The 13,782-nt window shown below is 43.8% G+C and carries 10 protein-coding genes; 4 read left to right on the forward strand and 6 right to left on the reverse strand.

Features of this window, described 5'->3' with window-relative positions:
* Positions 1 to 109 precede the first annotated feature (109 nt).
* From C5Z26_RS07750 to C5Z26_RS07760, 3 genes are all read left to right on the forward strand, one after another.
* Entirely contained in the window at positions 110 to 2,002 is a 1,893-nt protein-coding gene (locus C5Z26_RS07750; RefSeq protein WP_105449398.1) for a glycoside hydrolase family 2 TIM barrel-domain containing protein, read from the forward strand.
* On the forward strand, positions 1,986 to 2,951 hold the full coding sequence (locus C5Z26_RS07755) for a beta-galactosidase small subunit (protein ID WP_105449399.1): 966 nt from the start codon (positions 1,986 to 1,988) through the stop codon (positions 2,949 to 2,951). Before C5Z26_RS07750 ends, C5Z26_RS07755 begins: the two co-directional genes overlap by 17 nt.
* Before the next feature lie 221 nt (positions 2,952 to 3,172).
* Entirely contained in the window at positions 3,173 to 5,125 is a 1,953-nt protein-coding gene (locus C5Z26_RS07760) for a sugar MFS transporter (protein ID WP_105449400.1), read from the forward strand.
* Positions 5,126 to 5,335: 210 nt separating this feature from the next.
* Here the strand turns inward: C5Z26_RS07760 and C5Z26_RS07765 are convergent, their stop codons facing one another.
* The 6 genes from C5Z26_RS07765 to C5Z26_RS07790 form a co-directional block, all read right to left on the reverse strand.
* Entirely contained in the window at positions 5,336 to 6,370 is a 1,035-nt protein-coding gene (locus C5Z26_RS07765) for an aldose epimerase family protein (RefSeq protein WP_105449401.1), read from the reverse strand.
* 126 nt (positions 6,371 to 6,496) lie between these two features.
* The gene (locus C5Z26_RS07770) at positions 6,497 to 8,764 is read right to left on the reverse strand and encodes an FAD-dependent oxidoreductase (RefSeq protein WP_105450158.1); all 2,268 of its coding nucleotides are present in this window, start codon (positions 8,762 to 8,764) and stop codon (positions 6,497 to 6,499) included.
* Positions 8,765 to 8,792: 28 nt separating this feature from the next.
* Entirely contained in the window at positions 8,793 to 9,707 is a 915-nt protein-coding gene (locus C5Z26_RS07775; RefSeq protein WP_105450159.1) for an FAD:protein FMN transferase, read from the reverse strand.
* 72 nt (positions 9,708 to 9,779) lie between these two features.
* Positions 9,780 to 10,538 (reverse strand): type I 3-dehydroquinate dehydratase, encoded by a 759-nt coding sequence (gene aroD / locus C5Z26_RS07780; protein ID WP_105449402.1) that lies wholly within the window; start codon positions 10,536 to 10,538, stop codon positions 9,780 to 9,782.
* Positions 10,522 to 11,754 carry an MFS transporter gene (locus C5Z26_RS07785; protein WP_105449403.1) on the reverse strand — a complete coding sequence of 411 codons (1,233 nt, stop codon included), beginning with the start codon at positions 11,752 to 11,754 and terminating at the stop codon, positions 10,522 to 10,524. The genes aroD and C5Z26_RS07785 overlap by 17 nt, the downstream gene beginning before the upstream one ends.
* Positions 11,755 to 11,776: 22 nt before the next feature.
* On the reverse strand, positions 11,777 to 12,667 hold the full coding sequence (locus C5Z26_RS07790; RefSeq protein WP_105449404.1) for a shikimate dehydrogenase: 891 nt from the start codon (positions 12,665 to 12,667) through the stop codon (positions 11,777 to 11,779).
* A gap of 142 nt (positions 12,668 to 12,809) precedes the next feature.
* On the opposite strand from C5Z26_RS07790, the gene C5Z26_RS07795 reads away from it, so the two are divergent.
* On the forward strand, positions 12,810 to 13,739 hold the full coding sequence (locus C5Z26_RS07795) for a LysR family transcriptional regulator (RefSeq protein WP_105449405.1): 930 nt from the start codon (positions 12,810 to 12,812) through the stop codon (positions 13,737 to 13,739).
* Positions 13,740 to 13,782: the final 43 nt, after the last annotated feature.

Below are 13,782 nucleotides of genomic sequence, written 5' to 3' on the forward strand. Positions count from 1 at the left end.
TTCTAGTTAATTTTAACTAAACATTCTATACAAATGCCCAGTTTTGCTTTATATTATTTGTGTAAGCGTTTTATAAAATGCTGTTATTTTTGAAAGGAGCACCATTTATATGCAAGCTGACCTTGAGTGGTTGGATGACCCCGAAGTGTTTCGTGTGAATCAACTTCCGGCTCATAGTGACCATGCCTTCTATCAAACCAACGCTGAAATAACCCAAACCAGTAGTTACGTGCAATCTTTAAACGGGATTTGGCAATTTAGCTTTGCCAAAACCCCGGCGGAACGGCCCTTGAACTTTTATGACCCGAACTTCGATGCTAGTGCGTTTGAATCAATTACGGTGCCTGGTCATATTGAATTAGCCGGCTACGGTCAGATTCAATACATCAATACGTTATATCCTTGGGAGGGCCAAGTTTTCCGCCGCCCACCCTATACGTTAAATGCAGATCAGTTAGTCTCTGGACTCTTTAGTGACGCCATTGACAATACCGTCGGTTCATATCTTAAAACATTTGAATTAACGCCTGCATTCCAAGGCAAACGGACAATTATTCAATTTCAAGGCGTTGAAGAAGCCCTGTATGTCTGGCTAAATGGTCATTTTGTTGGCTATGCAGAAGATAGCTTTACCCCATCTGAATTCGACTTAACGCCGTTCATCACCACCGGTAAAAATACGTTAGCAGTACGTGTTTACAAGCGCAGTACCGCTGCGTTCATCGAAGATCAGGATATGTTCCGCTTCTCAGGGATTTTTCGCGACGTTAATTTATTAGCACTCCCGGCCGTCCATATCGCAGACCTCGATTTACGACCAACCGTAACTACCGACTGGCATACTGGCAATTTAGCAGTTACGACCAAGTTATCATGTGCAGCTACCACCACAACGGCCACCTTGCAACTCACGGTCACCGATCCAGCTGGTACCGTCATTGCTCAACAAACCCAACCACGGGCCAATACGGTGACCTTTGACCCAATCACGGTCACGGACGTTCAACTTTGGGGTCCCGCTACCCCGAACCTCTACCAGGTCACACTAACCGTTTTGACCGCTAATCAGCACATCATGGAAGTCGTCCCGTATCAATTTGGCTTCCGGAAAGTCGAACTTCGCGCTGATAAAGTGATTTACGTCAATAATCAACGACTGATCATCAATGGTGTGAACCGCCATGAATGGAACGCCAAAACCGGCCGCGTCCTATCAATTGCCGACATGCAAGCTGATATTCAAACCATGTTAGCTAATCATATCAACGCTGACCGAACTTGCCACTATCCCGATCAACTCCCTTGGTACACTTTATGTGACCAAGCCGGCATTTATTTGATGGCCGAAAACAACTTGGAATCTCATGGTTCTTGGCAAAAATTAGGCGCCATCGAGCCATCTTATAATGTACCTGGTGATAATCCACACTGGTTAGCCGCAGTAGTGGATCGAGCCCGCACTAACTATGAACTTTTCAAGAATCATCCCGCCGTTATTTTCTGGTCATTGGGGAATGAATCTTACGCTGGGAGTGATATTGCTGCCATGAACCGTTTCTACAAAACTCATGACACCTCTCGCTTGGTTCATTATGAAGGGGTCGTTCATACGCCCGACTTAAAAGATCAAATTTCAGACGTTGAAAGTCGGATGTATGAAAGTCCTAAAAACATTGCCGCTTACTTGGATAATGATCCGCAAAAACCCTTTATCGACTGTGAATACATGCATGATATGGGTAATTCACTAGGCGGTATGCAAGCTTACAATGACCTCATTGATCGCTATCCGATGTATCAAGGGGGCTTCATCTGGGACTTTATCGACCAAGCCCTCCTCGTTCATGATCCAATTTCTGGACACGATGTTTTACGCTATGGTGGCGATTTTGATGACCGTCACTCAGATTATGAGTTTTCCGGCGACGGGTTGCTATTTGCTGACCGAACCCCAAAACCAGCCATGCAGGAGGTGAACTATTACTATGGGTTACACAACTAATCAGCTTCATGTCATTTACGGTGATGGGGCACTCGGTGTGAGCGGTGCCGACTTTCACTACCTTTTTAGCTACGAACGCGGTGGGTTAGAGTCCTTACAAATTCACGGTAAAGAATGGCTTTATCGCACGCCAAAACCTACTTTCTGGCGGGCCACGACCGATAACGACCGCGGTAACCATTTCTCAGAAAAATCCGCACAATGGTTAGCGGCCAATCAGTTCAGCCCTTGTACGCAAGTCGCGGTAAGTATCGATGGTCAGCTCTTACCTGAGTTGCCAATTGCGCCGTTGAATAATCGTTACACTAATAACGAAACTGCGGCTGAGGTTGCTCTAACCTTCACCTTCAGTACCAATACGGTGCCCAGCACACCAGTCACCATCACCTATACGGTCACCGGTACCGGAAAAATACACGTCCAAGTCCACTTTACGGGCAATGCCGCTTTACCAGACTTACCCGCTTTGGGACTACGCTTAATCATGCCAACTACCGCAACTGGTTTTGACTACACCGGTCTCGCTGGTGAAACCTACCCTGATCGTCAAGCCGGCGCAGCTCACGGAACTTACCACATTGATGGCTTACCAGTTACTCCTTATCTAGTGCCACAAGACTGTGGGATGCACATGGCGACCCAACAAGTCACCGTCACCCGTGATCAAACCCAAAACAATGCCGATCAAGCGAGGATGCCGTTTGCTTTAACCTTTGAACAAGCGACACATCCTTTCGCCTTTAGTTGCTTACCTTATACGGCTGAAGAACTCGAAAATGCGACTCACATGGAAGAATTACCCTTGCCACGACGGACTGTATTAACGATTTACGGCGCTGTACGTGGCGTTGGCGGGATTGATAGTTGGGGCGCCGACGTCGATGCTCAGTATCATATTCCAGCCAGTCAAGCTATTGATTTTGACTTTAATATTAGTCCTAAACACTGACATTTATTTAAAATTTCGAGCTTGGGTTTAACCTCAAGCTCTTTTTTAATGCCCGAAAATTGAGCGCTAAATGCTAAGTCTCGGTACCACTGCAACAGCCAAATTAACTTCGTTGGTAAAACCATCGTTAAACTTTTTAGTAAAATAGTTATTGACATCTTTACTGAAAACGATTACATTAAGACTTGTAATTCATAACGAGAAAGATGTGAGGCGATACTATGACTGATTCTGTAACGACTAAAAGTAAATCGCGACGCGTAACTTCGCAATTAGCTTATTCCTTTGGGGCTTTCGGGCATGATGCGTTCTATGCAACGCTATCCACGTACTTTATTATGTTCGTCACTTCCCACTTATTTGACAAGAGCAGCGGTGCTCAAGGTTCCAAGATGATTGCGTCCATTACGTTAATCATCGCTGCCTTACGCTTCGTCGAATTGGCGATTGATCCTTTGATTGGGAACGCCATCGACAATACCAACTCACGCTGGGGACATTTCAAACCTTGGATTGTCATTGGCGGGACGATTGGTTCAATTGTCTTAGCTATTTTATTCACTGACATGGGTGGACTCAATGCTTCTAACCCGGTCCTATATTTAATTATTTTTGCTATTTTATACATCACAATGGATATCTTTTATTCCTTTAAAGACGTTGGTTTTTGGTCCATGATTCCAGCAATTTCATTTGATTCGGCAGAACGTGAAAAGACGGCCACCTTCGCTCGAGTTGGCTCAAATATCGGGGCCAACTTAGTTGGCATCGTTGTTATGCCAATCGTCTTATACTTCTCGGTGAACGCTAACAGTGGTCAAGGTGATAACCGAGGTTGGTTGGCCTTTGGCTTAATCATCGCCTTAGTTTCTTGGATCTCCGCGATGGCAGTTGCTGCCGGCACCAAAGAAAATGAGTCTGAATTACGTCAAAATACTGAAAAAACGACTTTCAAAGACGTCTTCAAGGTTTTGGGTCGTAACGATCAATTAATGTGGTTAGCCCTTACCTATGGGATTTATACGGCTGGGATTGCCATCACCAACTCTCTGGAACTCTATTACTTCACCTATATTTTAGGGAACGCTTCTGAATATACCTTGCTAGCCAGCTTGAATGCGATCATCGGGATCTTTTCTGTTTTGGCTTTCCCATCACTAGCCAAGAAATTCAGTCGTCGCAAAGTCTTCTTCTTAGCGATTGCCATCATGATGGTCGCCTTAGCTCTATTCACGTTCTCCGGTCAATCTTTAGCCTTAGTTTTGACGGCTGCTGTCTTATTCTACATTCCACAACCATTGATTTTCTTAGTTGTCCTAATGGTCTTAAGTGATTCCGTAGAATACGGGCAACTAAAGTTTGGGCACCGTGACGAATCTTTAACTTTATCCGTTCGCCCATTGTTAGATAAACTAGGCGGCGCCGTTTCCAACGGGATTGTTGGTTTGACTGCCGTTTGGGCCGGGATGACTGCCGGCGCAACTGCGGGTGACATTAGTACTCATGGGCAAATGATTTTTAAATTAATGATGTTTGGCGTTCCGGCACTGATGATTCTAATCGGAACGTTTATCTTCTTCAAAAAAGTCACTTTAGATGAAACCATGCACGCTAGCATTGTGGACGAACTCGAAAAGACTTGGCACAAACATCTAGATACCGATGAAACACCAGCCGAGGTTGAAGCTGAAGCAACGGCCACGACCAGCTACCAACTGCCGGTCAGTGGAACGTTACAAAAGTTAAGTACCGTTGGTAATCAGACCTTTGCCAGTGGCGATATGGGTCGGGGATTTGCAATTAAACCGACGGATGGTGGTGTCTATGCCCCGTTTAACGGGATTGTTGAAGCCACCTTTCCAACACGTCATGCTATTGGGCTGCGCTCAGACACCGGAATCTTAACCTTGATTCATATCGGGATTGGGACCGTTAACTTACGCGGTACCGGTTTCGTACAATATGTTCAAAAAGGCGACCGGGTCACTCAAGGTCAAGAATTGATTGAATTTTGGGCACCAGCAATTACTAAAGCTGGTTTAGATGACACCGTCATGGTCGTTATCACCAATCATCAAGCCATTCAAAGCTTTGATTACTTGAAACATACCGGAACCGCCACACACGGCGAGGCGATTTTAAAACTTTCGAGTCCCGCTGCTAAGCAAGACTAAAGTCATTGAAAAAGCAATCCGCACCGGCAAATAGCTGGCGCAGATTGCTTTTTGTTCACAGCCCCCCTCGGCGCCATGTCGGCCACCACTTTCACTGCTAAAGTTCGTTAGTTTAAAGCACAAATGTAAAATTTTATGTTATGATAATAATATTATTATTAGGTACAGTTAGGGTCCCATCAAATTGATGGGGCCCTAACTTTTAGTCGTTTAGTTTAATGCTTCATATTGATACCTAATCGTATGTGTCACCGGATGTCCTGGCCGCAATACGATATCACCAAAATCAGGATGATTAATCGCATCTGGTAAGGTTTGAGCTTCCGTCGCTAATGCCGTATATTGATGAGCGGCTTCCTTAGTTGCATCAAACGGATTAGCCGTATAAATAATCAAGCTATTCCGATCAGAATAGAGCTTTACTTGCCGATGCTGGTCGGTATCACCAATTACCGCAATGGGCGTTGTCGCACTAGGCGTCACTTCGTAAGCATCATCGAATTCAATCCCTTGACTGGTCGCTTTCAATTGATCCAAAGCCGCTTGAACTGGTTGCGGTTCATTGAAATCATAAGCAGTCTTGCTAACTGGTAACCGTTGACCGGTTGGCACCTTTTCAGCATCAAACTCTAAGCGCTTAGCACTAGTGATTTGTAGCCATTGATGGGCCAATGAGGTCCGATCATCCGCCACGTTCCAATAGACGTGGTTCGTTGGATTGAAGAGTGTCGCCGCATCCGTATCACCTGTAAAAGCAATCGAAACACGATCTTGATTATCTAAAGTAAACTTAATTTGCACAGCTAAATTACCCGGATAATGATCGGTCGTCGTTGTGATTTGCCGTTGTAGGGTCACGCTAGCACTATCCGCTGTCTGACTTAACTGACCCGCAAAATTCAAGGTATTAAACCCGTGCTGGCCCCCATGCAAAGAATGGGTTTGCTCATTCATATCAACGTTATAACGTTGATCGTCAATCTTAAAGCTAGCACCGCCGATACGACCTGCGACACGCCCAATCGATTGGCATAAGCAGTACCCGACGCGTTGATAGTCTGCCATGTTGTCTAGGCCCCAAATCAAAGGCCGCTCGACGCCATTTTCCACAACGACAAACTCTTGCCACGTTCCCCCATAACTCAAAACTGAGATACGAGTTTGGTGATCATTAATTAACGTATATCGCATAATATCTTGACCGGCTAACTGGTCAAAAACTGTTGCTTTCGTTTCCAAGGTAATCCCTCCATATTTAAAACGCTTTCATCGTTAATTATAGCCTATTTAAACTGGAATTGATATTATTTTAGTAAAAGTTTAACTAAAAAGCGTTAGTCCTTCGCTTGCGAAAAACTAACGCTTTTTCAATTAGGCCTGTACGGTCGTTTTAGCTGCTACTGCGGTAATGTAATCTAAGAAATTCCCGAAACATTGCTTCAAGAAGTGTTCGCTACCATCGTCATCTAAATGGTCGTTTTCATCAAATTTGGTGCCTGCTTGCGGTAACATAAATTCATTCCCCGGCATCACTTTAGCATCTACCCCTGGTGAATCCAGAATCTGCCGTAAGTTCATTTGTGCGCGGACCGTGCCTTGAATCCCTAAGGATGTCCCCACAATCATGACTGGCTTGTCCTTAAACGGATGTTCCGCACATGATAACCATTCAATCGCACTCTTCAAAGCGGCTGGAATCGAGTGATCATATTCTGGTACCGCAATGACCACGCCATCAGCAGCGTCAATTTTAGCTGCTAGGGCTTTGACGGTCGCTGGTTCGTTATCCAGATCATCTTCGTTAAACAACGGCAAGTCTTTGATTTCACAAATATCTAAGCTAGCTTGTGCATCCATTAAGTCCTTCATCGCATACAAAAGTTTTCGGTTATACGATTTTGAGGCATTAGTGCCGACAATCGCGACAATATTAGCTTCATCATCGCCGGCCTTTTGTTGCGCCTTGGCATTCTCACTCGCCGCCGCACCCGCAACGTAACCGGATGCAATTCCCCAAGTATTCATCATACTTGGCATTGAATCGTGACCATTGGCGCCACCGATAACTTCACCGGCCCCAAAGTAGTTTGCTACTAAAGCATTCTTACTCGTCAATAATTGTAAGCTCTTAGAATCCGTGGTATAGCCACCTAACGTGGTCGCAAACCGGTCACGTTGTTCGATAAGATAATAAGTATCGCCTTCATATTGATGTAAGTATTTCGGATCACGACCGAATTCACGATCATGGCCAGCCTTAACGTAACCTTGATAATCAGAAACCGTCTGTGCGAGCCGGTCGGCATTTACGCCAGCTGCCTTGGCAACCGTCGTTAAGTCACCCTTAACGAAAATTGGTCGCTTAGTGGTATCGGCAAAGAATCCTTTGATTTCTTGGGGAGTGAAGTCATGTAAAATCAAGAGATCGTAAACTTGTTTCCAGGTCCGTTCATCCATTAACAAGTAAGCAGTTTTGTCCGCTTGCTTTAAAATAGCATTCCGAAAAGCGGTGTACACGTTAGATTCATTAACAATCCGTTCACCCTTGGTGTTCACATAAATGGCACCCATATCCGTCGCTTGCTTTGAGGCATAAGTTGTTAACTTAGCAACCCCTGGTTCCACTTCAACCCCATGCGGATAGATCTTATACCAATCTAAGTCATGCGTTTGTAAATCCAAATCTGCATTAAATTCATAGGCATCACCCGTGGACGTCATTGGACCATAGTAATCAATCCCTTGGCTTTCAGCACCACGCATCTTTTGATTAGCCCCATGACCCCCCGTAGCTAAGACAACTGAGCGCGCTTTAATCTTAATCAATTGCCCATGTTGTTTACCGACTAAGCCGTTCAACTGACCTTGGCGGTTAAACGTTAAGGATTGAACTGGCGTATCTAATAAGATTTCGCCTCCCGCTGCCGTAAAGGCCCGCGAAACTTTTTGAATCAGTTCATAACTGCTAGCTGAAGGTAACTCGATTTGCCGATTAATTGAATGTTCCGGCGTTTGGGTTTGGGCTTTTTGGTAATGTAAGTCCGCAAAATCACTAATAAAATCAATCGCTGGTCCAATATGGTCTACCATTAACTGGGTTAGAGCAGGATAGTTAGTTTCGAGACTTTCACGGGCAACATCCTGCGCTAACATTTCAGGCGTATCATGATTATTATCAAAAATCTGAGCAGATACTTTAGAGCCCGTCCCAACAACATTGGAGCCATTGAGAATCGTCGCACCCCCAAGATAACCATTCTTTTCAACTAGAATGACCTTTTGACCCATAGTTAACGCCCGACAACCCGCAACTAATCCGGCTTCACCACCACCGATAATCACAACATCCGTCCGCAGATGCTGCGTTGTCGTGGCTTTTTTAGCCTTCGGCACTGGGGTTAACGTAATCCCTTCGTCAGCGACCGCTTTTTGCGCGGAAGTCAATAGGGCTTGGGTCATCACGGTAGCACCACTAATCGTATCGACATTGAATGATTGTTCATCAATAATATTTTGTTTTAATTTATCAATGACTTGATTAAAAATTCCGGACGTTTCAGAATGTTTCAAGATTTTTAAATCTTCCACTTTATCATCTTGAACGTCAACTTCATAATTAATAATGCCATTATGGCCCATTGCTTGACCTTTAATTTGTTGTTCTGCTTTACTCAATTGAATACACTCCCTTACGTCGCGGCTTCAAGCCACTCGTGACCTTAACTTGTTGCTGGCGATCGATAAAAATTGCTTCGACCCCTGGTAATTGCTCGATGGTCGCCATGCCAGCCACACACCCTTGAAAATAACCCACCGTGGCTAGTACCTCGGCTAATTCTGATTGTGCCGTAATAATACTGACTTGGGCCACCTGATTTTTAACGGGATAGCCCGTTTGTGGATCAAGAATATGATGATACACTTGGGTGCCAACCTTAAAATATCGTTCAAAAATACCGGATGTCACAACGGTTTTAGCTGGCATTTGAACTTGCAATAATGGTTGTCCGCGTGGCGCGGTTGGGTTTTGAATCCCAACCTCCCAACGTTGATCGGCAGTGAACGGCTGTGTCCCTAGTAACTTAACATTACCACCCAAATTCACAATTGCTTGCGTGACACCAGCTTGTTGCAACTGGGCCACAATTTGATCTGCAAAGTAACCTTTCGCAATTGCACCCAAATCAAGCGCCATCCCGGCCCGTTGCAAATAAACGGTCTGGTGAATGGGGTCTAGCTTAACTTGATCAGGATCCATCAAGGCTAGTCGTGCCTGAATACGCGCCGGACTGGGCACTTGTTGCCCCCCAAACCCGATCCGCCATAACTTGACTAACGGTCCAATCAACACGTTAAAACTAGCCGAATATTGGCGTGTATAGGCTAGTGCTGCCTGAATTAATTGAAAACCCGGGGTACTGATTGCAACCGGCTGCTGACCGGCTTGTTGATTAATCGCACTTAATTCCGAATCTGGTCGATTCATTGAAAAAACTTGATCCATCCGTTGCAGATAGTCATAAATAGCTTCAATGACCGGCTGATTCCGTTCAAATAACGTTATTGAGATAACCGTGCCCATTAACGTAAACTGGGAAACGTATTTCTTATGCGTTGCATGTGGTGCCGTCAATGGTCACAGCTCCTTTTTTATTTAGCTTAATTTCAAATCAGTTAATGTCGGTCGTAACCGGTCCAAGGCAATTTGCCCAGGCGCTGAGGCCGCACCAACCGTCGCAAAGGACAAGCAGGAGCCAAAAACTTCTCCCGCCAAGCGCGACACTTTACCCAAATCACCCATAGACATCGTAATCACCGGTTGAGTCAGGCTTTGGTGCGCTTCATTGGTCGCTGCCAGTAAGGTTAACACGTCATTTGACGTTTGTGGCATGACCGCCATCTTCGCAACATCGGCGCCAAAAGCCACCATACTGGTCAACCGTTCTACAATATCAGCTTGCGCTGGCGTCTTGTCAAAATCATGATTACTCATAATGACGACGACTTTTTGCGCATGGGCTTGGTCAACTAATTGTTTCACCGCTACTTCATCATGATACCGTTCAACATCTAACGCATCCGTGAACTGGCCCGCTAATACCGTCGTATTAACTTTAAAGTAATCGGCATCGCTTAACGCTAATTCGCCACCTTCGCCTTGAGTTCTAAATGTGGTTAACAAGGCTAAATCGCCTAACGCTTGGCGTAACTGTTGACCGGTTTGTGTTAATTGATCTGGTTGCGTGACGCCCTCATAAAAATCAATGCGCCATTCAACTAAATCTGGCTGGGCCGCTTTAATTGCCGGCACGGCCGCAAGAATTTCAGCCGTCGTTTTACCCGTAATCGGGACTGCAATTTTAGGCCGGCCAGCACCTAAGGTTAGGTGCCGTAATTTAACGATTTTTTGCATGATTGAGACTGGCTCCTTTCTGAGTTGGTTTGCCAAATAAATGATAGTATCGAATCGTTATTAAGACTGCTAAGATAAAACCAATCAGCGCAATAATAACATCAAATAAGAAGATATTAGCTAAACTATCAGCCATCATTCCGGTAACTAATGGAATTGTGAAGGAGGCAATTGAACCAGCCGTATAAAAGGCTCCGGTAATTGTTCCCTTACCTTGTGGGAAGAAGGTCGACATAACCGTTAACCCTAATTGCATCACCCCACCGGCGGCTGAGAAACCAATGACAAATGACATAATTGAACACATCATCGCGGTTGGGAATAAGTACATTAACAAAAGTGATAAGAATGACATTAACGTATAAATACCTAAAAATTGAATTTCTTTAACGGCGCGTTTGGCCAAAGCTGCGGTCACTAAGACACAAACAATCGAGCCGATACTATAATAACTAATCAACGCTCGTGACCCCGTGTCACCCATGCCGGCAACATGGGTCCCATATTGACTTAACCATTGGCTAACAAGATAAAAGGTGGCTTGTGAGACATAACCATAAAGGATAAACAAGGTGCCATCAAACCATAAACTACCTTTAGGTTTAGCAGCTGTTTCAGCTTTAGTGGCAGTAGTCGTCGTTGTACTAGCTTGATTGGCAACTGGAAATTTGCCAGAAACTAATAAGAAAATCAAGTTAATGACTAAAACAACAATACACAGAATAAATGACCAACCATACCAATACTTACCAGCAACTAGAAAGCTAACCAATAAGGGTAATCCGAATTGTCCAACTGAGATAAAAGCTTTAATAATAACATTTGCGGTTCCTTTAGCATTCGGGAACATTTCCATTAAAGCTGGATAAGTCCCAGAATCTAAGAACGAGTTAGCGATCCCCGCTAGAATCCCAAAAATATACGCGATTGAGATTGACGGGCTCATTAAGATTCCCACAAAGAACAACAGATAAGTAATGACACCTAAAACAACGAATGGCTTACGACCAAATTTATCTGATAAAAATCCTGAAACCAATAAGACAATTAAGCGACCAATTCCTAATGAAGAAATAACGACCGCTACACCACCTGTATTGGTATGCCATTGTCCAGCTAACGAATCCATGTTTTGGGCTAAAATAATGACCCCAATCCCATGAATAAAGTAGTTTAGGTATAGGCTAATTGCGGTTGGCATATACTTATTTTTCATGATATCCTCCTAAGCGCAATTTTTATTTATGGTCAACAGCATCTTCATCAAATAAAATATGGCGAATATAATCAACTGGCATTTCTTTACCCGTCCATAACTTAAAGGCAGCTGCACCTTGTTCAAGCATCATGCCTAAACCGTTAAAGACATGTTCAACCCCAGCTGCTTGTGCAACTTTCATGAGTTTAGTCGTCCGTGGCGCATAAACAGTATCAAAGACAATCAAGTCCTTACGTAACCAACTAGGATCATCAATTAGCGTCTTGTCTTCCAATGGTTTCATCCCAACCCCAGTTGAATCAGTATAAATATCAGAACTTTGAATTTCTTGTTTGAAATCAGCGCGATTTTCAAGTTCATGTAAGGTCGCTTTGCAATCGGTCCGTTCATTAATTAACTTAACATTACGTTCTGCATTTTCCCAAGAAGCATCATGCATATTAAAGATCGACATCTCTTTAACGCCATCTAAAGCTGCTTGCACAGCAATGGCAGTCCCAGCGCCACCGGCACCAGCCAAAGTCATCTTTTGACCACGAATATCAATACCTTCATCTGCCAAAGACTTCATAAAACCAATGCCATCAGTTGTATACCCGGTTAGCACGCCATTATCATTAACAACCGTATTAACCGCACCAACCATTTCAGCGGCAGGATCTAATTTATCTAACAATGGAATAACTTTTTGTTTATTAGGCATGGAAATATTAGACCCACGCATATCTAAAGTTCTAATTGATTGAATCGCGCTTGGTAACGTCTCATTAGTGACTTCAAATGCTAAGTACGCATAATTTAATCCTAGTTTAGCAAAAGCATTGTTATGCATCGTTGGTGACATTGAATGTCTAATTGGATAAGCCATCAAGCCGATTAGTAATGTATGTCCGTCAATTCGTTCAGTCATAATTAATTCACTCCTAAATAAAATTTATAATATTTTGTTACTCAATTCACTTGTCATCTTAGCAGATTGACTTATTATATTAAATAGGGTAACGTTGATTAATCAATAGATATTTTCTATGATTGAAAGGGGTATCATTTTCATGAATTTACGCCACTTGATTTTCTTTAAGGAATTGGCGCGCACCCAACATATGTCGCAAGCCGCTGATAGCCTTGGTATCTCACAACCATCACTTAGTTATGCCATCAAAAAATTGGAAAAAGAATTGGGCGTGCCACTTTTTGAACCTGACGGCCGTAATATTAAACTAACCCCAATCGGTGAGGTCTATCTGAAATATATCACTGCCAGCTTAAATGATTTATCACAAGGTAATGAGTTAGTTCACCAGTTGATGAATCCTGATACCGGTCACGTTAATTTAGGCTTTACTTACACCCTGGGTCAGCAGTTAGTGCCGGAACTACTCACTAACTTCCAAGCTGAGCCACAAAACAAGGCAATTACGTTTGAACTTGGCCAAAGTAACTCTACCGCCCTATTACAAGACCTAGCCAACGAAAAATATGACCTGATTTTAGCTTCTAATATTGAAAAATTTGGTGATCAAGCCGCCGACAATCTCTTTGACTTTATTCCACTGGTGCAACAAGAAATCGTGGCCGCAATTCCTAGCCACCATCCCTTAGTAAGTAAAGACTCCTTAAAGGTCGCCGATTTAGCACCTTACCCCATGATCCTTTTTTCTAAAAACAGTGGGCTTCGACCGTTAATCGATCAAATCTTAGCACGCGCTAAATTAACCCCTAAGGTTGCTTACGAAGTCGAAGAAGATCATACCATGGCTGGCTTTGTTCAACATAACTTAGGCGTGGCGCTCATGCCTTATTTACCATTGCTTAATCAAACCAATGTTCACTTGAAGCATCTTATAAACCAACCGTTGCAACACCAAATATATCTAATCGTAAAACAAAATCACTTTATTACACCTTCTGTTCATCGTTTCCAGGAATTCAGCCGCAGTTACTGTTGGCAACATTATACGAATCAAGAACGGTTGATTTAGATCTTAAAAGCGCGGGCGACAAAAATCCATCTTGTCGCCCGCG

The sequence above is a fragment of the Lactobacillus sp. CBA3606 genome (assembly GCF_002970935.1).
Taxonomy (GTDB): domain Bacteria; phylum Bacillota; class Bacilli; order Lactobacillales; family Lactobacillaceae; genus Lactiplantibacillus.

Excerpts from the sequence above, each read along its gene's own strand:
- C5Z26_RS07760 (WP_105449400.1), top strand. The coding sequence starts at position 3,173 with ATGACTGATTCTGTAACGACTAAAAGTAAATCGCGACGCGTAACTTCG.
- C5Z26_RS07775 (WP_105450159.1), bottom strand. The coding sequence starts at position 9,707 with ATGGGCACGGTTATCTCAATAACGTTATTTGAACGGAATCAGCCGGTC.
- C5Z26_RS07755 (WP_105449399.1), top strand. The coding sequence starts at position 1,986 with ATGGGTTACACAACTAATCAGCTTCATGTCATTTACGGTGATGGGGCA.
- aroD (WP_105449402.1), bottom strand. The coding sequence starts at position 10,538 with ATGCAAAAAATCGTTAAATTACGGCACCTAACCTTAGGTGCTGGCCGG.
- C5Z26_RS07750 (WP_105449398.1), top strand. The coding sequence starts at position 110 with ATGCAAGCTGACCTTGAGTGGTTGGATGACCCCGAAGTGTTTCGTGTG.
- C5Z26_RS07795 (WP_105449405.1), top strand. The coding sequence starts at position 12,810 with ATGAATTTACGCCACTTGATTTTCTTTAAGGAATTGGCGCGCACCCAA.
- C5Z26_RS07790 (WP_105449404.1), bottom strand. The coding sequence starts at position 12,667 with ATGACTGAACGAATTGACGGACATACATTACTAATCGGCTTGATGGCT.
- C5Z26_RS07770 (WP_105450158.1), bottom strand. The coding sequence starts at position 8,764 with ATGGGCCATAATGGCATTATTAATTATGAAGTTGACGTTCAAGATGAT.
- C5Z26_RS07785 (WP_105449403.1), bottom strand. The coding sequence starts at position 11,754 with ATGAAAAATAAGTATATGCCAACCGCAATTAGCCTATACCTAAACTAC.